We start from the raw sequence: 20,802 nt of genomic DNA, 5'->3' as shown, positions 1-20,802 counted from the left end.
AATTTATTTTTAGCACCTAGTCTTGTAAAGATTTGGGGCTCTTCACATTGATTATTTTATGACAAAATGCTATCACATATTATCAATTTCAGCATAAGAAACAAGTTTGTTGTTCTCTTATTTACGGCCTTTATTATAGGTTGTGGGCTGTATTCCTTGTCGCAAATTCCTATAGGTGCCGTGCCAGATGTAACAAACAATCAGGTGCAGGTTATTACTACTTCACGTAATCTCTCTACGCAGGATATGGAGCAATTCATAACCTACCCTGTAGAGTTAGAAATGGCAAACTTACCAGGCGTGATAGAGATACGCTCTGTTTCAAAATTTGGATTATCTGTCGTCACCATTGTATTTGAGGACGATATGGGAACCTATTTGCCTAGGCAGCTCATTGCTGAGAAAATCAAATCTGCATCAGAAAAAATCCCTAAGGGTTTTGGCACACCAGAGATGGGGCCTATCACAACCGGACTAGGTGAGATTTACCAATACATACTTGATGTAGAACCAGAATTTAAAGACAGGTATAATGCCGAAGATTTAAGAACCATCCAAGATTGGATAGTAAAGCGCCAGCTCTCAGGAATTCCGGGAGTAGTTGAGGTAAATACCTGGGGCGGATTCTTAAAGCAGTACGAAGTTGCTATCAATACAGAAAAACTTAACGCGATGGATGTGAGTGCGCGCGAGGTTTTTACAGCTTTAGAAATGAATAATAGTGTCTCTGGAGGTGGCTATATAGAAAAGGTAAATCAGGCGTTTTTTATACGTGGCGAGGGTCTCATTTCATCATTAGATGATATAAGTAACATCGTGGTTAAGAATGACGATGGAGTACCTGTGTATATAAAAGACGTGGCCAAAGTAGGTTATGGGAGCGCCACACGTTTTGGAGCAATTACCGGAAACGGTGAGGGCGAGAAGGTGCTTGGTCAAGTGATGATGCTTAAAGATGCAAATTCTAAAAAAGTGATAGAAGCTGTGAAGGCACGTGTTGCCGAGATTTCAAAATCGCTTCCAGAAGGTGTGTATATCAACGCATTTTTAGACCGTAGTGACCTTATCGCAAAAACCACCTTTACCGTTGCCGAAAATCTAATTTTAGGATGTCTGATCGTGATTTTTGTGGTGGTTTTATTGCTAGGTAATTTTAGATCTGGGCTGGTAGTGGCTTCGGTAATTCCACTGTGTTTGTTATTTGCATTGTCACTTATGAACATCTTTGGGGTAGATGCAAACTTGATGAGTCTTGGCGCTATAGATTTTGGGATTATTATAGACGGCGCGGTCATAATTGTAGAATTTATAGCATTTGAAATAACGAGAAAGAAAGATGAGATTTACGCTTTCGCGAAAGCGGAACAACAACAATTAAAAGATAAGATTACATTCTCTGGAGCATCAAAAATGATGAATTCGGCCATCTTTGGTCAGCTTATTATTTTGATAGTTTTTATTCCTATTCTCTCACTGAGCGGTGTAGAAGGAAAAATGTTTAAGCCTATGGCGCTCACCTTTAGCTTTGCATTAATAGGAGCGATGATTTTTTGTTTTACGTATGTACCTGTAGCGGCATCTATGTTTTTAAAACCATCTAATGCGACAGATAAAAACATCTCTGTGAGACTCATGAAATGGCTCAATAAAATATATGAGCCAGTTATAGACTGGGCATTACAGAGCAAGAGATTAGTATTAGGAATCGCAGTAGCTTTACTGGCAATAGCTATCTATTTATATAGTGCTATGGGTGGAGAGTTTGTTCCCACACTAGATGAAGGCGACTTTGTAATCCAGCCAGTATTAAAGACAGGAACTTCCCTAAGCAACACGGTAGAAATCACCACCGAAATTGAGAAAATACTATTAAGTCAATTTCCAGAAGTAAAGCAAGTGGTAACTCGTATAGGTGCTGCAGAGGTGCCTACAGATCCCATGTCTATGGAGGAAAGCGATGTGATTATTGTACTCAAACCTAAAGGAGAGTGGACGTCTGCCTCGTCAAAAGATGAGCTGGCAGATAAATTTAAGGAGGCACTTGCTGTCATCCCAGGAATGGAAGTAGAGTTTACACAACCTATAGAGATGCGTTTTAATGAATTGATTACCGGTGTACGTGCAGATATTGCGATTAAGATTTTTGGCGATGATCTTGAAATCCTTGCAAAGAAAGGAAGTGAGATAGGAGCTCTTATCGAAAACGTAGCTGGCGCAGCAGATGTTTCTGTTGAGAAAGTGGCAGGTTTGCCAGAGATGAGTGTGCAATACCATAGAGCAAAAATAGCCAGGTATGGTCTCAATATTCAGGATCTCAATGATATGGTTTCCATGGGATTTGCGGGTAAAACTGCAGGAAGCGTTTTTGAAGGAGAAAAGCGTTTTGACCTAGTAGTACGACTAGACAAAGAGAAGCGTCAAGATATCGATAACCTTAAAAATCTATACATTGATCTCCCTGCTGGTGGAAAAATACCATTAAGCGAACTAGCAACTATAAGCTATAAAACAGGAGCTGCCAAAATATCTCGTGACGATACAAGAAGAAGAATTGTAGTGGGTGTTAATGTGCGTAATCGTGATTTACAATCTGTGGTGGATGACGTCCAGAAGTTGATTAACGAGAATGTGAAATTACCTGTAGGGTATTCTATTACTTATGGAGGACAGTTTGAAAACTTACAAAGTGCAAAGGCGCGATTAATGATTGCGGTGCCTATTGCACTTATTCTCATATTTATTCTTCTTTATTTTGCCTTTAAATCTGTCAAGGAAGCACTGATGATTTATTCTGCAATACCGCTGGCTGCGGTAGGAGGTGTTCTTTTATTATGGCTGCGTGATCTGCCATTCAGTATTTCGGCTGGCGTAGGTTTTATTGCTTTGTTTGGGATTGCAGTTTTAAATGGAATTGTATTGATAGAGCATTTTAAAGAGCTGCAAAAAGGAGGTTTTGAAAGTATAGAAGCTTTAATAAAGCAAGGAACAAAAGATAGATTGAGGGCTGTGTTGCTCACAGCATCTGCTGCGGCTTTAGGGTTTTTACCTATGGCTATCTCTACAAATGCTGGAGCAGAGGTACAGCGACCGCTAGCTACTGTGGTAATAGGAGGATTGATTACAGCAACCTTACTTACACTCGTCGTATTGCCAGTTCTGTATGCTTACTTAAATACTCCTAAGAAAACTAACGGAGGATTGTCTAAAGGCAAGGTCACCACCATAAGTATAGTGGTATTACTGTTTTCTGTAAACCTAGGAGCGCAAGAAGGGGCTAAATCGTTACAAGATTTAATCCCGTTAGCTATTGAAAATAATCTTGGGTTAAAAGCAAGTAGTCTAGAGGTAGTACAGTCTGAAGCCTTGATTAATAGTGCTTTTAGCTTTGATAAAACGCAGGTGTATTATGAGTTTGACGAGAATAATCTGGCCATAAACGATCGACCACTACGGGTTTTTGGGATACAGCAGGACTTTAAATTCCCCACGGTTTATTTCTCAGAAAAGAGTGTGCATAAAGCAAGCGTTAAGGTGGCTTCTAGTGCATTTGAAATAAAGAAAAAGGAAGTTGAACGCAAAGTGACGGCTGGCTATTATGACTATCAAATTGCTAGAGAAAAGGAACGAGTGTATAGTGCACTAGATAGTTTGTATACAGATTTTTCTAGAATGGCGTCAAGGCGTTTTGAACTAGGAGAGACTAATTACCTAGAGAAGATTACTGCGGCTTCTAAGCAAAAACAGGTAGAGCTTAATTATAAACAAGCGCAGAGCGAAGTAGCACTTGCCTATGGGGATTTACTAAAAGTGGTGCAGGTAGACGAAGCTATTGTAGTCGCTAGTGAGCCTTCGTTTAAAGTAGCGCTAGCAACTTTAGATACAAGCAGTAGTGCAGAAGTAGCATATTATCAAAACAGAGTATCCCTGCTTCAGGAAAAGGGTCGTTTTGAAAAACAACAGCTCCTGCCAGATCTAAGTCTTAATTATTTTCAAGGAACAAATTCTGGGCTTAATGGTAGTCTTTATGGATATCAATTAGGAGTGAAGATCCCAATATTATTTGGCGGTCAATCTGCTAAAATAAAAGCAGCAAAAATCGCCGAAGATATCGCAGTCACACAATCTAGTGAGTATGAGATACTACTCGATGCAAAATATAATGCCCTAACAGAAAAGTTGTCGCAACTTCAAGAAGCACTAGATTATTATGAAAATGAAGGAGCATCACTTTCTCAAGAAATTTTAAAAACAGCAAACGGTAGTTTTAGAAATGGTGAGATTAATTTTTACCAGTATATCCAGAGTCTTGAGAGCGCTTATGAGATAAGACTAAGCCACCTTGAGAAACTCCATGTATACAATCAAACTGTAATTGCCATTAATTACCTAACCTTATAAATAAGACCATATGATACGTAACTTATATATTATAGCATTTCTAGGTTTTATACTAGTAAGCTGTGGAGAAAAAACCACAGACCAAATCGAGTCATCTTCTCAAACAGAAGCGATGGATGATCGCATTCAAGTAACTCAGGCGCAGTTTGATCAAAGTAAAATGTCTTTAGGAGGACTGGAAGAAAAATCATTTCCTACGGTAGTTATTGTAAATGGAATGATTGATGTACCGCCAGAAAACAGAGCCGTTGTAACTGCTTCTATGGGTGGTTATATAAAAACGACTCCATTGCTTATAGGTGATATCGTACGCAAAGGTCAGCTGCTTGTAACTATTGAAAATCCTGAGTTTGTAGCCCTGCAACAACAATATATGGAGGTAAATGAGCAACTCACTTATCTCAAAGCGGAATACGACAGACAGGTGACAATGAGAGCCGAAAATATTACCTCTCAAAAAAGTTTTCTAAAAGCAGAAAGTGAGTACAAAACAGCAGTTGCTAGACACACGGGATTAGATAGACAACTTAGAATGATTAATATTTCTCCAGCGAGTGTTCGAGCTGGAAAGATAAGTTCTGTGGTAAGCATTAACGCGCCTATTTCGGGAAGCATTACTAAGGTAAACGTTTCAAAAGGATCATACGTTTCACCAGCTACCGAAATTTTAGAAATTATAGACAATGATCATATACATCTAGAACTTTCGGTTTTTGAAAAAGACATCTTAAAAGTAAAGAAAGGTCAGGCAATAGATTTTAAAATCCCAGAAGCTTCTTCAGCGATTTATAAGGCTGAGGTGCATCTTGTAGGCACTTCGATTGAAGCAAATAGAACGATTAAAGTGCATGGACATCTAGAAGATGAGTCTGGTGTTAATTTCTTAACGGGAATGTTTGTAGATGCTAGTATTGTAACAAATTCCGCTTTCGCGAAAGCGTTACCTTCATCCTCCATAGTGACGGTAGATGAGAATTCTTATATCTTAGTGCTAGATGAGAAGCAGGGTGATACCTATTATTTCCGTCAAGCCGAAGTTGAGGTAGTTCAAGAAAGTGAAGGATTTTCATTAGTGCAATTCAATACTGACATGGCGGCCGATACGCAGTTTTTAACTAAAGGAGTGTTTAATTTATTAGGAGAGTAATCATGGAGGCAAGGATACCAGAAAAGCATTACATCTATAGAAGTGGGTGGCTTAGGGCGGCAGTACTTGGTGCAAACGACGGGATTCTGTCTACAGCGAGTATCGTTATAGGAGTTGCGGCTGCAAGTACTACTAGAGAACCTGTATTACTTGCAGGTGTTGCCGGCTTAGTGGCTGGCGCATTATCTATGGCAGCTGGAGAGTATGTATCTGTTAGTTCGCAAACAGATGTTGAGAAGTCTGATCTTGCTCGTGAGCAGCGCGAACTTATAGAAACACCACATGAGGAGCTCCTAGAGCTAGCAAGAATATATGAGCGTCGTGGTCTCAGTCCAGCGACTGCGCTAGAAGTTGCCACCCAATTAACAGCTCATAATGCCTTAGAAGCGCACGCAAGAGATGAACTAGGAATACATGAAATGACGGAGGCAAAACCATTGCAAGCAGCACTTTCTTCTGGTGTGGCTTTTACAGTGGGTGGTTTTTTACCTGTACTGGTTGCTTTTATGGCGCCTTTAGAGATGATGGAATATGTGCAATATATAGCTGCCATTTTATTTTTAATCATTTTAGGTGTCGTGTCAGCAAAGGCTGGAGGGTCGAGCCCTATAAAGGCTGTGCTTAGAATTACTTTCTGGGGTACGCTGGCTATGGGATTAACTGCACTTATAGGTCAGTTCTTTAATGTGAGTATCTAATTGTGAGTTAATTATCGAGGGTGTTAGTGTATTTAAGAATGACTGCGCAAAAGACTGTGCGCAGTAGGATAGGTCGCTAGTATCATTACCATAGGTTTAAAGTTTGTGATGGATTAGATTGTAAAGTATCTTCGCGCGTTCATGTCAGTGCGCGTTGCGTACTAAAACAATAAAAAATAATGGAAATCAATCCTACAGAAATTGTCGGTTACTTAGCAAGTCTTTTTGTATTGTTATCATTTTTAAATAAAGATCTACGAAAGTTGCGTATTGTAAACTCTATAGGTTGTGCATTATTTGTAACGTATGGAGTGTTATTAGGTAGTATTCCTATCATTATTACTAATCTTGCAATACTATTTGTAAACGGATATTATCTCTTTGTAAAGAAGGATTAATGTATCTCTCTGTTTTACAGTGCTTATCGTGAGTGAGAAGAGCAATAGTTTTATTTATGCTTTTTGATTCTACAAATGAATATTGCTAAACATAAATTTGTATAAATCCTTGTAAATTAGTATGAGTTCGCTTATATTCGCCAAAATTTGAAATACTGTATGAAATTAATGGAAGAAGCGGTGGCTTTTGAAAATGCTTCAATGAGCAATATGTCCACCAGTGATCGCGTTGCTGCTTCAAGAGAGGCAAAACGACTCATTCTTGCACTGAATGAGATTTTTAAAGAGACAAAAGACTCTGAAATAATGGATGCTATGAAGCGTCTCACCGAAAAGAAAAAAAAGATAGAAAAACGCTTGAAGGGTAGACCTGATAGTATGTAAAATAAAAGAGGCCTCACTTGTGACGGTCTCTTTTTTATTGAACCCCTTTTTAAGCGTGTGGCTATGCAACCAGACAACTTTACAAACGAATTTTTTGGCATTGGGATACAGAATGGTAAAACACCAGAAAATCTAGGTGTTTTATGGCGCTCTGCTCAAAACCTAGGAGCCAGTTTTATTTTTACCATCGGTAATAGATATGCAAAGCAATCTAGTGATACGCATAATGCGGTAAAGGCAATGCCGTATTACCATTATGATACCTTTGATGACTTTTTTAAGCACTTGCCTAAAGGTGTACGCATTGTAGGTGTAGAGCTTGATGATCGCGCAGAGACGCTAGAAACCTTTCATCACCCGCGTCGTTGCGTTTACTTATTGGGTGCAGAAGATCATGGTCTTACTAATGAGGCTATAGAAAAGTCGCATTTTCTTATAAAATTCCCATCTACATTAAGTCTCAATGTTTCGGTGGCGGGAAGTATTGTGCTTTACGATAGGACTAGGGTAAAGCCTAGATCTTGATGAGTTACGCTTTCGCTAAAGCGTACTTATAGAATTTGTAAACTCCAATTATATATTTATTCATCTATTACCTCAGTTCTCGCTGAGGAGCAAGCGCAACGTGGCAAATTAAAGTATCTTTGCCTAAAATAAATTATTATGTCTCATAAAGCAGGATTTGTAAACATCATCGGTAACCCTAATGTGGGTAAAAGTACGCTTATGAATGCCTTTGTGGGCGAGCGTCTTAGTATCATCACCTCAAAAGCGCAGACTACGCGTCACCGTATTTTAGGTATTGTAAATGGGGAGGATTTCCAGATGCTATTGAGTGATACGCCTGGTATTATAAAGCCGGCATATGAGTTACAGGCGTCTATGATGGACTTTGTAAAAAGTGCTTTTGAAGATGCAGATGTACTTTTATACATTGTAGAGCTAGGTGAGAAAGAGCTTAAAGATGAGGCATTTTTTAATAAAATACGCGGTTCAAAAATCCCTGTTTTATTACTTATAAATAAAATAGATAAAGGTAACGAAGATACACTAGCAGAGGCTTTAAAATTATGGTCTGAAAAAGTACCAAATGCTGAGGTGTTTGCTATATCTGCACTCGAGAGCTTTGGTGTGCCACAGGTATTCAATAGAATTATAGAACTCTTGCCAGAGTCACCAGCTTTTTATCCTAAGGACCAACTTACAGACAAACCAGAGCGCTTTTTTGTAAATGAGATTATCCGTGAGAAAATCTTGATGCACTACAAGAAGGAAATTCCTTATGCTGTAGAGATTGATACAGAAGATTTCTTTGAAGAGGATGAGATTATCCGCATGCGATCAGTCATTATGGTGGAGCGTGATAGCCAGAAAGGAATTATAATTGGACATAAAGGAACTGCTCTAAAAAGAGTAGGTGTAGAGGCTAGAAAGGATTTGCAGAAATTCTTTGGTAAGCAAGTACATATTGAGCTTTATGTAAAGGTGAATAAGAACTGGAGAAGTAATTCTAACCAGCTTAAGCGTTTTGGATACAACCAGAAGTAATTATGAGTACGCTTTCGCGAAAGCGTAAGTTTACAAAGCATTACGGCCAGACCGACTGATTCATGAATAGAAAACTTAAAAATAGCGAACTCAACCGAAAATCTGTTTCTGATTTTAAAGAGGCAGAGAAGACGCCTATAATTATCGTACTGGATAATATACGTAGCCTTAATAATGTAGGGTCCGTTTTCCGAACTTCAGATGCTTTTTTAGTAGAGAAAATCTATCTCTGTGGCATTACTGCAACGCCACCGCATCGCGATATACAAAAGACAGCCTTAGGAGCGACAGATGCTGTAACTTGGGAATATGTAGAAGACAGTATTGCTCTAGTGAGAAAATTAAAAGAGGATGGTGTTCATGTGTGTGCAATAGAGCAAGCAGAAGGAGCAGTGATGCTTGATAAGTTTGTGCCCACTACTGGTGAGAAGTATGCTGTTGTTTTTGGAAACGAAGTAAAGGGTGTTCAGCAAGAAATTGTGTCTCTAAGTAATACTGTTATTGAAATCCCACAGGTGGGTACAAAGCATTCTCTTAATATTTCTGTGAGCGCTGGGGTAGTTATCTGGGACCTATTCAGCAAGTTAGGAGTTTCTTAATGATTTGTTAAGCTGTTATTTAACAGTGGGTTAAGAATGTGATCGCATTTTTTGTTTATCTTTATCTAACAAAAACTAAACAACATGTCAAAATTCACAATGCCTATCAGATTTGCTTTTGCAATGAGCGGTGGCCTCATAGCGTACTTCTTAGTACTTTCTCTATTTAATTTGCATACTAATGTGCTATTCTCACTCTTTAATGGAGTGATCGTAGGCTTTGGTATATACGAGGTTATCAAGTACACACAAATCAAAAACGGAGCTACATATAGCTATACCGACGGTATGGTAAATGGAGTTGTCTCGGGATTTGTAGCAACTATCATTTTTACAGGGTTTTTTGCATTATATGCAGGAAACGTAAATCCAGAATTTTTAGATGGATTAATAGGTCCTTGGGAGCAAACGTATAATACAAGTATAGGTTCTGTGGTGTTTACAGTAGCGATTGCAGGTTTTGCAACTGCGGTATGCTTATCTCTTTGCTTTATGCAATTATTTAAGCCAAGTTGGAACACAGAAGGAACAAAGAAAGTATTAAAAGATAGAGGTGACTCTGTGAGAGGGTAATTACTTAAAAATAGAAACACAAAAAAAACCGCCAATTGGCGGTTTTTTTTGATCTTGTGAGTTACGTTTTAATTTACTCTAGTTAGCGTTACGTCGCTAGATCCTTCTATGTTTATATCTATTCCTTCTGGTAAATCTAAAGGTACAGCATCTTCAAGATCGCTAGTTATAAGAAGGGTAGTTGCGTTGAGAATTTCTATTGTCGAGCTTCCTGCATCTTGACCTCCGCTAATAAAATCATTGTCAACTTGGGCAGTTGTAAATCCTGTAAAAGTTAGTTGGTTTCCATCGATGCTCCAAGTTCCATTAGTGTCAACGTCTTCGATAGTAATTGTTTGGGTGAATTCTTCGCCATCTGTTGTTGAGGTTACTATGTAGTCATAAGATCCATTTGCAACCAGTGTGTTGTCTTCATTAAAAGTTACTGTGTAATCAAAGTTTGATCCGCTACCGTTTGAGGTAGATGAGATAGTTTGACCAGCAAAAGCATATGTAAGATCGCTGCTGAAGTTTAAATCTTGGATTGACCATGTTCCTACAATAAGATTTGTGTCAACATCTGGAGCGTCATCTGTAGAGCAAGATGTAAGTGTAAATGTTAAAATGATTAATGTGATGATTGATTTTAAATGTTTCATTGTTAATTGATTGATTAGTTAAGTGAGCGAAAATATATCTACAATCGTTAAAGTGCAAATAAAAACGTTAAAATATTTTTTTCATAGGGTTATGTTTCTTATTAATAGTATTACTGTGCTGTTAAATAGGAGTTTGTTGTTTCAGCTTTGTAAGAATGAGACGTGGTGCCGGGTGATTATTGTAAGTTCATTTTAGAATTTCTGTAAGAATGTATTTGTAGAGTGATATTATTATATAAAAACAAATGATGCTTATTGTAAATCTTAAGATAAATAGTATATTTGCACCCGCTTAAACTGAGAGGTTTGGGCTATTATTAGTGTAATAACAATATTTAATTAATCGCTATGTACGCAATTGTAGAGATAGCAGGGCAGCAATTTAAAGTTGCAAAAGACCAAAAAGTCTTTGTTAACCGCCTATCTACCGAAGAAGGAAAAACTGTCGATTTCGACAAAGTACTTTTGGTAGGAGACGGATCTAACATCACTTTAGGCGCCCCAGCTATAGACGGAGCTCTAGTAGGAGCAAAAGTCTTAAGACACCTTAAAGGTGACAAAGTAATCGTTTTCAAGAAGAAAAGACGTAAAGGATACCGTGTGAAAAACGGACACCGCCAGTCTCTTACTGAAATCGTAATTGAAAGTATCGCTACTTCTGGAGCTAAGAAAGCTGCTCCTAAGAAAGAAGAGAAAAAAGCTGAACCTAAAGCTGCTGCTCCTGCAAAGGAAACTGCACCTAAGGCTACTGCAAAAAAATCTTCTAAAGCAGACGATCTTAAAAAAGTAGAAGGTATCGGACCTAAAATTGCTGAAACTCTTGTAGAGGCAGGAATTTCAACTTTTGCAGAACTTGCAAAAACTGATGCTGCTAAGATTTCTGAAATTATCGCAGGTGTACGTGGAAATCACGTAACTGACACATGGCCAGCACAAGCACAAATGGCTGCTGATGGTAAGTGGGATGAGCTTAAGAAATGGCAAGACGAATTAGACGGTGGTAAAGCTTAATTGCTATACTATCAAGTATAACTTATAAAACCGAAACAAGATGGCTCACAAAAAAGGAGTTGGTAGTTCTAAAAACGGTCGCGAATCAGAATCGAAACGCTTAGGTGTTAAGATCTTTGGAGGACAAGCTGCAATCGCAGGGAACATCATCGTACGTCAAAGAGGTAATACGCATCACCCAGGTGAGAACGTATACGGAGGAAAAGATCACACACTACACGCAAGAGTAGATGGTGTTGTAAAATTCCAAAAGAAAAGAGACAACAAATCTTACGTTTCTATCGTGCCTTTTGAGGCATAATAAACGAGGATAGTTTCTCAATTATCATATAAAACCCTTACCGCAATGCGGTAAGGGTTTTCTTGATTATACTCAGTTCAATAAGTGCTTATGGTTTTGGTATGTTGTTTGATGCGTTGTGTAAAACACATTAAATGAGATGTATACTAAGTTTATTCTGTGTAGTTGTTTTACAATCATGTTTTCCAGTGGCAATAGCTCCTGACCTCAGTAATGGTTCTATTAAAAATGCTAAGAAGTTTAATAAAAAGCTGCCAAAGAGGTATTCATACATCTTTACAGACCCAAAAGATGCAGATGAGTTTTATACTTACGTAAATACAAAGTATGACCTACAGCACAACTATGTAGAAGATAATGTGCCAGTAGTACTTGATGGAAATAATTATTATGTCTCGTTTTATGAAGTGAGTAAGAATACAAAAACTGTCAATTTACTAAGACCCTTAGCAAATAAAATGTTGGAAGAAAATGGGATAGGTCCTGTATTTAATGACGATCCTGTTAGAATTTATGGCGACACATGGTATATCGCGCTTCTTATCACAGATGAGGACTTTAATGATGGTCTTAATCCATCATATGTAAATTTTGCAAGGGTAGAAGAGTTTGCCTCTTCTTTGCATGCAGAGTATTACAGTATGCGTAATTATAAGCAAGCGATTTTAACCGTAAAAAGGGATTAGCGATTAATCTTGTACAATGCTATCTGTTCTTAAGTATCCATCATCCTTGTTATAATACCAAGCGCGGTTTTTAGGCATTTTAATACCTTCGATGAGAGCTATGTCATCAAGAAGAATATACTCGCCTGTAGTCTCATCGGTGCCTTTAAAGAATTGATATACTTCCAGGGCATACGTAGAGGGGTTAAAGTAAAATTGCCAAACATCTGAACCTACAGCTTCGTCATAAGTTATCTTTACCATGATAAATTTTTTTCCTTTGAAAGTGACATTTTTTACCATGGGATCTATTTGAGTTCCTGGATCATGTAACTTCATAGGAAGTCCGTACAAATAGGAATAGTAATCGCGATACATTCTTGTTCTCTCGCACTCTTTGCTATTAGTAGTTGTGGTGGTTACTTCTCCAGTCTCATCTGTATATTTACAAGTGTCACTGCTTATCTCCCTAAACGAAGTTGTCTCTTCTTGTTCTGTGGTGAGATTAAAATATTCATTCGGGATGTCTAGTGTGATTGCGCTTTTTCTAGAGGCTTTTTCTGGCATATCAAGTGCTAGGGTAAATTCCCCTTGAAAAGTTGACCAATTACCATTAGGGTCATGAAATGCTATTGATTTTTTAATAATCTCTGCACCTGTAACAGGTCTCAAAGATTGTGCAGTTGCAAAGTCCGCTTTCGCGAAAGCGAGACAATAAACAATACTCGTTATTAATAATTTTTTCATACCTATGTTTTGAAGATGAAGATACACATTGCTTTTTGGATTATCCTAACTAACTTTAGTATGCTCTTAACAGCACAGCAAGCAGATAAACCCTACTTTGAAAGTATGACAGAGAAAGATGTAATACCTACTGAGGATGCAGTGCTCAACCTTGAGAATAAAGTAATTCCTAAAGAAATTTATGATGAAGCTATACTTGCTTTAGAGCATTACCCAGAGTTGTGGAATACTGCAATAACTTTTCAGTTTAAAGACAATATAAAAAAGTCAACAATGCAGGCACAACCACGTTGGGCTAGTTTTTTAAAGTCTCGTAAAAAACGTGAATATATAATTCTTATTTCGAGAACGATACAAATAGATCAAGACGAGCTCAGTTTCTCTGAAGTGCCAAGTGATGTGGTTACGGGATGGTTAGGGCATGAGCTAGGTCATGTAATGGATTATAGGGAACGTTCTGGGTTTGGGATGTTAGTTTTTGGGGTAAAGTATTTATATTCTGGCGCTCATATTAAAGAAGTAGAACGTACCGCAGATGTATATGCCATTACGCATGGAATGGGAACCTATATTTTAAAAACTAAAAACTTTATACTCGACCATGCAAATATCTCTGAGGCTTATAAAGAACGCCTGCGCAGTTTATATATGTCGCCAGAAGAAGTCATGCACCTGCTAGAGCATAACTAGCCAGATATTTATAAAAAACGGGTATCACTATTATGATACCCGTTTTTTTATAGTTGATTTTTTATAAACTATTGCTTAGCAACAAAGTCTTCAAAGGTTTCAAATTTCTCTTCATCCATCACTTTCTCCATTTTTACTTGTCCTCCTTTTTTCTTGTTTTGACCACTCCATTCGTGAAAAATATTAGGGTCAATAGTGGTGACTTTTACTCCTTTGAGAGATTTTCCTCTTGCCACTTTATAATTCTTGTTTGCTTCTTTTAAACTTTTATCTAGAGCCTCTGCAAGTTCGCTTTCATTTGTAGTTGCCGTTGTACCTAGATACCAGCAGTGGTAAAACTCTCCATCTATCTTTTTTGCACTCAATGTAAATTCAGGAATTTCAATATCAAATTGTTCTTCAAGTTCTCTCAAGGCTACTTCCATTTTATTTACAGAAAGTTGAGAGCCTACTACGTTTAAGAAAAACTTAGTCCGTCCTGTTATTTTAATTTCTGCTCTCTCTACATCCGTAAAAGCAACCGTGTCACCTATAAGATATCTCCATGCGCCAGAAACCGTACTTATTATAAGGACGTAGTCTACATCTGTTTCTACTTCTTTTAAAGTAAGAGATGGAGCATCTTGTGATAGCGAGCCGTCATTATTGATATACTCTGGAGTGAAGGGTACAAATTCAAAGTAAATACCAGCATTAGTAGAAAGCTTCATAGAGGAAGTCTCAGGTCTGCTCTGGTAAGCCATGAACCCCTCAGATGCTAGATATGTGTCAATAACAGTAATATCTCTTCCTAGTAGTTGTCTAAAGCTCTTTTCGTAAGGTTTAAAGGCTACGCCTCCACTTGTAAAAACTTGTAGATTGGGCCAGATTTCATGAATATTTTCTACATTATGATAAGCAATTACTTCTTTAAGCATAAGCTCTATCCATGATGGAATCCCGCTCAGTGCGCCTATGTCCCAATTTTTGGCTCTTTCTGCAATTGTTTTTACGCGTTCATCCCAGTTTTCAATTTTGGCGATATCTTCTCCAGGCTTGTAAAATCCTTTAAACCAAAAAGGAATATTACTCGCTGTAATACCACTTATTTCACCCTCAAGAAATTCGTCATGTTCGATAAGATCTGTGGAGCTACCTAGAGCCATTACTTCTTTATCAAAAAAATCTGTTGGTAAGTCATAATGAGCAAGTGCAGATACTTGGGCAAGACTGGTGCTTCTTATGGCAGCAACCATTTCCTCCGTGACTGGAATTCTTTTGCTCGTTTTTCCAGTGGTACCACTAGAAAGTGCAAAATAGTGAGGTTTTCCAGGCCATGTTATATCTTCTAATCCATGTTTTATGCGATCCCACCACATACTGTCCATCTGGTTATAATCGTGGTAAGGAACCATTTTTGAAAAGGCAGCTGCTTGATCTTCTTCTTCTAGTAGTTGAGAAAACCCATAATACTTTCCAAAGGCAGTATCCTTTGCAGTATTCAGCATATCTGCTAGAACCTGTTCCTGCTCTTGAATAGGATTAATGTCTGAGGATAATGTATCCTTTAAGTCAATTGCACTTTTTATTATAGATCCTAGAATAGCCATGGTTGTGATTGTTTTTACAAATATGTTAAATCTCACTATAAAGTTAATATAGATTGTAGCAAGTTTAACCCGATGTTAAGGAAGAATTGTGAAAAGAAATAGCCACTCTTTGCAGAGTGGCTATTGATATTGCTAGATATTTATAAAAGACTAACCACAATCGCCTATACGATCCCAGCTAGATGATAAACGTTCATAAAGCCCGCCTTGGTAGGTCACAAAATCACCTACACTATAACTTTGATTACCATTGTATGCTGGCACACCTTCGCATATATCTGCAGGTGGTTGATTGCTTCCGCAAGGACCTAGGTTTGTCCAACCGCCATTTACACGTTCATAAAGATTGCCTTGGTAAGTCACTTGATTGCCAATAGTGTAGTTTGTGTTGCTGTTGTATGCAGCTACACCATCACAAATGTCTCCACTATTACCTCCGTCGCCACCATCACCTGGGTACATGATATTGATGCCAGTAATATCTCCATTAGAGAGTGCTGTGCGGTTTGTAGTATATGTGGAACCATCTTTTTTTGTGATGGTAGGTTGGCCATTTTTGCTAAAAGCAAAAGAGCTATAGAGCATTACAGAATTAAAATCAAGCTGGGCTGTATATTCTGTTCCATCTTGTCCTTGTGCAACATATGTTAGAAAGTTATAATCCACTCCATCTTGTACATTGTTTAGGTTGATGGTGAGGTAGTCATCACGATCTGCGCGACTTTGTTCGTGCCATAAACCTACGGCATGGCCTATTTCATGAATGGTGCTACCTGTAGAGCAACCGCTTGCAAGTGTGATGTCTTGGCGGCCACCTATTCTTCCTACATATGAAGAACAACCACTACCAGGAGTGAAGTAGACATAGTCAGCTTGGTTTGTGCGTTGTACAAAACGTACAGAAGTGCTCGCTTCCCAGTTTGCTATGGCATTTGTAACACGAGCTTGATTAGGAAGACTAGGATTTATAGCATAATACACGGTATTGTTTGCCCATCTACCTCCAGTACGTCCAGTGCTGCGAGTAGCATCCGTGCTTTCTTGTAGTTGATTTTTTGAGAAGATTATATCTCCTTCAAAGACATAGGTGTCGTTTATAGTCGCGACTTCTAGACTATGTAAGCCGTAAAAGAGGTTTTGTGATTTTCCTTTTTGACCTGGGAAAGCTTCTTCTGCTTTCTCGATGTCATTTGATTGGATTTCTACAGTGGTGTTTTCTGCTTCGCTATTTTCATTAATGTCTTCTTTCTCACAAGAATTAAAAAGACATAATGATAAGGCGCAGGCGACTGCTAGATGAAAATTTTTCATAATTGGATTTTAAATTAAAAAGGTTAATTCCAAAATCACTTATCGCGGCCGCAGAAAGTTGTCTTGAATGTTTGTATGAATACAGTAAAAAAATACTGTAATGGTTACAAATATTTAAACGTGAGAAAATTCTTATTGGATTATATGAATTTTGTTAAAAAATATAGATTACTGATTGATAGGTGTTTAAATTGAATAATCGTTAAAATTTTAACATTTAGCTTAAGTTTATAAGAAGATATGGTGGTTAAAACTTACGCTTATTTTAAATACAAGCAATTATATTGATAATCAATAATCCCTTTTCCTGCATTGAGTACATCTGCTCCTAGAATTCCATGAACAGGAGCAGCATCGTGATTTTTCAGTGCTGTATTTACATGTGACATATCAAAGAGGACGATGTCTAGTTTTTTATATTCCCATTTTTGAATGGTAATGGTGTTTTTTCGCGAAAGCTTAGTAATCATATCTGTTGCACCAGCACCCGCAGCGAGAATCTCACTATCTTCTGAAAGTAGCCCAAACAAATCTGCAAACTCAAAATCTATGCACGAACTAGAAGCTCCCGTATCGAGTATAAAGGAACCTTCTACTCCATTAATTTTTGCTTTCATTTCAAGATGATTAGTCACGGTAGGAAAAAGGCGTGAACGGCAATATTTTTTTGAAAGTAGAAACTCACGTAATGAAGGCATAATTATTAATGTATTACTCAAAAATACTACAATCCTATAGACTTACAGCTTTGTAAACCATAGCTCAGGTTTATCTGTTTTCCCTTCTCTCTTTTCGACACACTAGCTATTTTTGTGGTCTATGAATTTTACAGATACCCACACCCATTTATACAGCGAGTCTTTTGATGAAGATCAGGACGTGATGATACAACGAGCGATTGACGCTGGAGTAAACAGATTTTTTATTCCTGCGATAGACTCTGAGTATACAGAGCGTATGTATGCGTTAGAAAAAAACTATCCAGATCATATGTTTTTAATGGCGGGTCTACATCCTACGCATGTTAAGGAGAATTACGAAGAAGAGCTGGCGCATGTGGAGGCACAATTTGCCGCTCGTGATTTTTATGCAGTAGGGGAGATAGGGATAGATTTGTATTGGGATACGTCTACTTTAGAAATTCAGCGAGATGCTTTCAAACGACAAATACAACTAGCCAAAAAGTATAAAAAACCTATCGTTATACACTGTAGAGAGGCTTTTGACGAAGTTTTTGAAGTGCTAGAAAGTGAGAAAGGACATGATCTCTTTGGGATATTTCACTGCTTTTCTGGAACTAAAGAACAAGCAGAGCAGGCCATTAATTACAACATGAAACTTGGGATAGGTGGTGTAGCAACCTTTAAAAATGGTAAAATCGATCAATTTCTAGCGGAGATACCGTTATCACATATTGTACTAGAAACAGATGCGCCGTATTTGAGTCCTGTGCCGTATCGTGGTAAACGTAATGAAAGTAGCTACGTGGTTTTAGTAGCCGAAAAGTTGGCGACAATTTATCAAAAACCTTTAGATGAAATCGCTGCAATAACAAGTAGTAATGCAGATGAAGTGTTTTTTACAAAGCGTGCATAGCATCTTCTTGTAAATAGTAGATGAAGACTCAAAATATTTTGTTCTTTTGTGACAAACAATCCAGACTATTTTGAATAGATACGACCATATACGACCTTATAATGATAATGAAGTAAATCAGGCTTTACTTCACGCAGCAAGACATCCTATGTTTAGGATTTTACTGCAATTTACATTTCCAAATAAAACACAAGAAGAAATTGTCGAAGTACTCAGTACCTGCTTTTCAATAGCCGATTTTCAAGAAAAAGTTATCTATAAATCAGTAACAAATCTACTTGATAAAAGTGCTGAGGATTTTACGTGTAGTGGGTTTGATACGCTTTCGCGAAAGCGGTCTTATCTATACCTGTCAAACCATCGTGATATCGTGCTTGATACGTCATTGCTTAATATGACGCTTATAGATCATGGTCTTATAACAACGGCCTCTGCGATAGGAGATAACCTTGTGCAAAAAGACTTTTTAATGGAGCTGTCTAAGCTCAATAGAAACTTCTTGGTGTTAAGAGGGCAGTCACCACGTGAGATGCTTATGAGTTCTAAACTCTTGTCTCAATATATTAAGCACTTGCTAGTAGAAAATAGATCTGTGTGGGTAGCCCAGCGAGAAGGACGAACAAAAGACGGACTTGATAAAACGCAGCAAGGCGTACTCAAGATGATCACCATTGCTCGTGGTAAAACACCACTAATGCAATATCTCAAAGAACTTAACATAGTAGGAGTCGCAATCTCTTATGAGTATGACCCTACAGATATTTTGAAGGTACCCGAAATTGTGGCAAAACAAGAAAATGTACCTTACATAAAAACAGCAAACGAAGATTTTAATAGCATTCTAAAAGGTGCGCTAGGTAATAAACGCAATATCCATATAGCAGCTGCACCTATGCCAGAAGAAATTTATGATCAAATTGCTCAGGATTATGCAAGTGATAATGATAAGCTACAAGCATTTGCCAGTGCCTTAGATACTATAATCTGGAAGCATTATAAGTTGTGGCCGTCTAATTATATTGCATATGATCTATACCATAAAAGCAATAAGTACAGCGCTCATTATGATGAGAAAGAATTACGTCATTTTGAACGTAGGTTAGAAGTGCGAGTAGATAAAGAAAAGCAGATAGAAGTAGACAGTTTCTTATTAATGTATGCAAATCCAGTAGTACAATCAGAAAAAGTATGAGCAAGGCTAAGATTCTCTTAATATATACAGGAGGTACTATAGGTATGATCAAAGATTATGAAACGGGAGCTTTAAAAGCTTTCAACTTTGATGAACTACTTGAAAAAATCCCTGAATTAAGGTTGCTAGATTGTGAGATAAGCACCGCCTCATTTGATACCGTGATTGATTCGTCAAACATGAATCCTACCTATTGGAACGAGCTTTGTGATTTTATTAAAAAGGGTTACGATATCTATGATGGTTTTGTAGTGCTGCACGGTAGCGATACCATGAGTTATAGCGCATCTGCCATAAGCTTTATGCTAGAAAATCTTTCTAAGCCTGTGGTGTTTACTGGGTCACAACTACCTATTGGAGATTTACGCACAGATGCAAAGGAGAATTTAATTACTGCGGTTCAAGTAGCTGCTTTGAGAAAACGTAATAAACCACTTATAACGGAAGTGTGTCTCTATTTTGAGTACAAGCTATACAGAGCAAATCGCACCTCAAAAATAAGTGCCGAAAATTTTGAAGCGTTTACCTCCCCTAATTATCCAGAACTCCTCACCTCAGGAGTACATCTCACCATAAACGAAGACGCACTCTGGAAACCGAATAAAAAGGTGCTTAAAGTTCACAGAAAATTAGTTACAGAGATTCTACTACTTAAAATATATCCTGGCATTTCGCAGTGCTTAGTAGAAGCCATGCTTAATATTCCTTGTACGCGTGGCGTGGTGCTAGAAACCTTCGGGGCAGGAAACACCTCTACGCAACCGTGGTTTGTAGATGCGCTTAAAGCAACTATCAAGCGAGGAGTTCCTATCGTAAATATCACGCAGTGTATCTCTGGCAGCGTGCACATGGGTAATTATGAAACTAGTGTCGCTTTAAAGAAAATGGGCGTCATTAATGGAGGCGATATGACTACAGAAGCCGCTACTACAAAAATGATGTATTTACTAGGGCAGGAGCTGGGGCCTAAAGTGTTTAAAACAGTCTTTGAAACTTCTTTACGAGGAGAGCTCACATAAAGTGTGTAACTCTTGAATGAGTTATTATTTTTTTGTTATTTCGCAATCCTTTAGAAAGAGTATGAATTATACGCTTTCGCGAAAATTTGAAACACCTACAACAGTGAGTTGTAATCAGATGTCGTTAAGAATAAATACCTGTAGAGCACTCGCTTTACAACAAAATAGAGAGGTGGCCGAGTGGCTTAAGGCGCACGCCTGGAAAGCGTGTATACGGCAACGTATCGAGGGTTCGAATCCCTTCCTCTCTGCTGTAAAGCTCGCTATCTCAACAATAGCGGGCTTTTTTATTTATAGG

At 38.0% G+C, this 20,802-nt stretch carries 21 protein-coding genes and 1 tRNA gene; 17 read left to right on the top strand and 5 right to left on the bottom strand.

The window, feature by feature from the left end:
- The first annotated feature begins 66 nt into the window (after nt 1-66).
- The 9 genes from JM84_RS14780 to JM84_RS14740 all read left to right on the top strand — a co-directional run bounded on the left by JM84_RS14780 (nt 67) and on the right by JM84_RS14740 (nt 9,745).
- Nucleotides 67-4,398, top strand: coding sequence for a CusA/CzcA family heavy metal efflux RND transporter (locus JM84_RS14780; protein ID WP_144784972.1), 4,332 nt, complete (start codon nt 67-69; stop codon nt 4,396-4,398).
- Nucleotides 4,399-4,408: 10 nt separating this feature from the next.
- Nucleotides 4,409-5,545, top strand: a complete 1,137-nt coding sequence (locus JM84_RS14775; protein ID WP_144784970.1) for an efflux RND transporter periplasmic adaptor subunit — start codon at nt 4,409-4,411, stop codon at nt 5,543-5,545.
- 2 nt (nt 5,546-5,547) lie between these two features.
- Nucleotides 5,548-6,243 carry a VIT family protein gene (locus JM84_RS14770; RefSeq protein WP_144784968.1) on the top strand — a complete coding sequence of 232 codons (696 nt, stop codon included), beginning with the start codon at nt 5,548-5,550 and terminating at the stop codon, nt 6,241-6,243.
- Between the two features lie 179 nt (nt 6,244-6,422).
- Nucleotides 6,423-6,641, top strand: coding sequence for a YgjV family protein (locus JM84_RS14765; RefSeq protein WP_013751230.1), 219 nt, complete (start codon nt 6,423-6,425; stop codon nt 6,639-6,641).
- A gap of 159 nt (nt 6,642-6,800) precedes the next feature.
- Nucleotides 6,801-7,025: a hypothetical protein gene (locus tag JM84_RS14760; RefSeq protein WP_013751231.1), complete on the top strand. Its 225-nt coding sequence runs from the start codon at nt 6,801-6,803 to the stop codon at nt 7,023-7,025.
- A 63-nt stretch (nt 7,026-7,088) separates the two neighbouring features.
- The gene (locus JM84_RS14755; RefSeq protein ID WP_013751232.1) at nt 7,089-7,550 is read left to right on the top strand and encodes an RNA methyltransferase; all 462 of its coding nucleotides are present in this window, start codon (nt 7,089-7,091) and stop codon (nt 7,548-7,550) included.
- A 138-nt stretch (nt 7,551-7,688) separates the two neighbouring features.
- Nucleotides 7,689-8,573, top strand: coding sequence for a GTPase Era (gene era, locus JM84_RS14750; RefSeq protein WP_013751233.1), 885 nt, complete (start codon nt 7,689-7,691; stop codon nt 8,571-8,573).
- Nucleotides 8,574-8,635: 62 nt separating this feature from the next.
- Nucleotides 8,636-9,172 carry an RNA methyltransferase gene (locus JM84_RS14745; protein WP_013751234.1) on the top strand — a complete coding sequence of 179 codons (537 nt, stop codon included), beginning with the start codon at nt 8,636-8,638 and terminating at the stop codon, nt 9,170-9,172.
- An 84-nt stretch (nt 9,173-9,256) separates the two neighbouring features.
- The gene (locus JM84_RS14740; RefSeq protein ID WP_013751235.1) at nt 9,257-9,745 is read left to right on the top strand and encodes a DUF4199 domain-containing protein; all 489 of its coding nucleotides are present in this window, start codon (nt 9,257-9,259) and stop codon (nt 9,743-9,745) included.
- 68 nt (nt 9,746-9,813) lie between these two features.
- On the opposite strand, the gene JM84_RS14735 is transcribed toward JM84_RS14740, so the two are convergent.
- Nucleotides 9,814-10,383, bottom strand: a complete 570-nt coding sequence (locus JM84_RS14735; protein WP_013751236.1) for a hypothetical protein — start codon at nt 10,381-10,383, stop codon at nt 9,814-9,816.
- Nucleotides 10,384-10,731: 348 nt separating this feature from the next.
- Between JM84_RS14735 and rplU the strand changes: the two genes are divergently transcribed.
- The 3 genes from rplU to JM84_RS14720 all read left to right on the top strand — a co-directional run bounded on the left by rplU (nt 10,732) and on the right by JM84_RS14720 (nt 12,381).
- Complete coding sequence (gene rplU / locus JM84_RS14730; protein ID WP_013751237.1) at nt 10,732-11,394, top strand: 50S ribosomal protein L21; 663 nt, start codon at nt 10,732-10,734, stop codon at nt 11,392-11,394.
- A 40-nt stretch (nt 11,395-11,434) separates the two neighbouring features.
- A complete protein-coding gene (gene rpmA, locus JM84_RS14725; RefSeq protein ID WP_013751238.1) occupies nt 11,435-11,695 on the top strand; it encodes a 50S ribosomal protein L27 in 261 nt (86 codons plus the stop codon).
- Between the two features lie 134 nt (nt 11,696-11,829).
- On the top strand, nt 11,830-12,381 hold the full coding sequence (locus JM84_RS14720) for a hypothetical protein (protein ID WP_013751239.1): 552 nt from the start codon (nt 11,830-11,832) through the stop codon (nt 12,379-12,381).
- 3 nt (nt 12,382-12,384) lie between these two features.
- Here JM84_RS14720 and JM84_RS14715 read toward each other — a convergent pair whose 3' ends face one another.
- The gene (locus JM84_RS14715; protein WP_144784966.1) at nt 12,385-13,107 is read right to left on the bottom strand and encodes a DUF6503 family protein; all 723 of its coding nucleotides are present in this window, start codon (nt 13,105-13,107) and stop codon (nt 12,385-12,387) included.
- A gap of 15 nt (nt 13,108-13,122) precedes the next feature.
- Between JM84_RS14715 and JM84_RS14710 the strand changes: the two genes are divergently transcribed.
- Nucleotides 13,123-13,797, top strand: coding sequence for a hypothetical protein (locus tag JM84_RS14710; RefSeq protein WP_013751241.1), 675 nt, complete (start codon nt 13,123-13,125; stop codon nt 13,795-13,797).
- Between the two features lie 68 nt (nt 13,798-13,865).
- Here the strand turns inward: JM84_RS14710 and JM84_RS14705 are convergent, their stop codons facing one another.
- From JM84_RS14705 to JM84_RS14695, 3 genes are all read right to left on the bottom strand, one after another.
- Nucleotides 13,866-15,386 carry a GH3 auxin-responsive promoter family protein gene (locus JM84_RS14705; RefSeq protein ID WP_144785230.1) on the bottom strand — a complete coding sequence of 507 codons (1,521 nt, stop codon included), beginning with the start codon at nt 15,384-15,386 and terminating at the stop codon, nt 13,866-13,868.
- Between the two features lie 150 nt (nt 15,387-15,536).
- Nucleotides 15,537-16,697: a M12 family metallopeptidase gene (locus JM84_RS14700; protein ID WP_144784964.1), complete on the bottom strand. Its 1,161-nt coding sequence runs from the start codon at nt 16,695-16,697 to the stop codon at nt 15,537-15,539.
- 260 nt (nt 16,698-16,957) lie between these two features.
- Nucleotides 16,958-17,395, bottom strand: a complete 438-nt coding sequence (locus tag JM84_RS14695) for a retropepsin-like aspartic protease (RefSeq protein ID WP_144784962.1) — start codon at nt 17,393-17,395, stop codon at nt 16,958-16,960.
- A 121-nt stretch (nt 17,396-17,516) separates the two neighbouring features.
- Between JM84_RS14695 and JM84_RS14690 the strand changes: the two genes are divergently transcribed.
- From JM84_RS14690 to JM84_RS14675, 4 genes are all read left to right on the top strand, one after another.
- A complete protein-coding gene (locus JM84_RS14690) occupies nt 17,517-18,293 on the top strand; it encodes a TatD family hydrolase (protein WP_144784960.1) in 777 nt (258 codons plus the stop codon).
- A gap of 70 nt (nt 18,294-18,363) precedes the next feature.
- Nucleotides 18,364-19,485: a 1-acyl-sn-glycerol-3-phosphate acyltransferase gene (locus tag JM84_RS14685; protein WP_144784958.1), complete on the top strand. Its 1,122-nt coding sequence runs from the start codon at nt 18,364-18,366 to the stop codon at nt 19,483-19,485.
- Nucleotides 19,482-20,504, top strand: a complete 1,023-nt coding sequence (locus tag JM84_RS14680; protein WP_144784956.1) for an asparaginase — start codon at nt 19,482-19,484, stop codon at nt 20,502-20,504. Before JM84_RS14685 ends, JM84_RS14680 begins: the two co-directional genes overlap by 4 nt.
- Before the next feature lie 166 nt (nt 20,505-20,670).
- Nucleotides 20,671-20,755, top strand: a tRNA-Ser gene (locus JM84_RS14675).
- Nucleotides 20,756-20,802 lie beyond the last annotated feature (47 nt).

The organism is Dokdonia sp. Hel_I_63 (genome assembly GCF_007827285.1).
Classification (GTDB): domain Bacteria; phylum Bacteroidota; class Bacteroidia; order Flavobacteriales; family Flavobacteriaceae; genus Dokdonia.
The sequence above is the reverse complement of the archived record's forward strand: the minus strand, read 5'-3'. Positions and strand labels throughout refer to the sequence as shown.